The organism is Streptococcus sp. GMD4S, assembly GCF_000296955.1.
The window spans coordinates 1-669 of sequence record NZ_AJRE01000363.1 but is presented as its reverse complement, the minus strand read 5'-3'; the positions used below and the strand labels follow the sequence as shown (position 1 = coordinate 669).

Below are 669 nucleotides of genomic sequence, written 5' to 3'. Positions count from 1 at the left end.
GCATGCTCCAAGATGCGGATGAGACGGATACACCACTCAAACAAAACTTGAACAACCTTTCTAAGGTCTTGACCTATGCAATTTTGGTCATTGCCCTTGTTACTTTTGTAGTCGGAGTCTTCATTCAAGGTAAAAATCCACTTGGTGAGTTGATGACATCTGTTGCGCTTGCTGTTGCAGCCATCCCAGAAGGACTTCCTGCTATCGTGACCATCGTTCTTGCCCTTGGTACTCAAGTTTTGGCAAAACGAAACTCTATCGTTCGTAAGTTGCCAGCAGTTGAAACACTTGGTTCAACTGAGATCATCGCTTCTGATAAGACTGGTACGCTTACCATGAACAAGATGACAGTCGAAAAAGTCTTCTATGATGCAGTCCTACATGATTCAGCTGATGATATTGAACTAGGTCTTGAAATGCCTCTTCTTCGTTCTGTTGTTTTGGCTAATGATACTAAGATTGATGCAGAAGGAAACCTGATTGGGGATCCAACGGAAACAGCCTTCATCCAGTATGCCTTGGACAAGGGCTATGATGTTAAAGGATTTTTAGAGCAATATCCTCGTGTAGCTGAGTTACCATTTGACTCAGATCGTAAACTCATGTCAACGGTTCATCCATTACCAGATGGTAAATTCCTCGTAGCAGTCAAGGGAGCCCCTGACCAAC

Annotated in this window: 1 protein-coding gene; it reads left to right on the top strand. The window is 43.5% G+C overall.

From position 1 onward, the window contains the following. Positions 1-669 (top strand): HAD-IC family P-type ATPase (locus GMD4S_RS09925; RefSeq protein ID WP_000938677.1); only part of this gene is annotated, 669 nt, incomplete at both ends.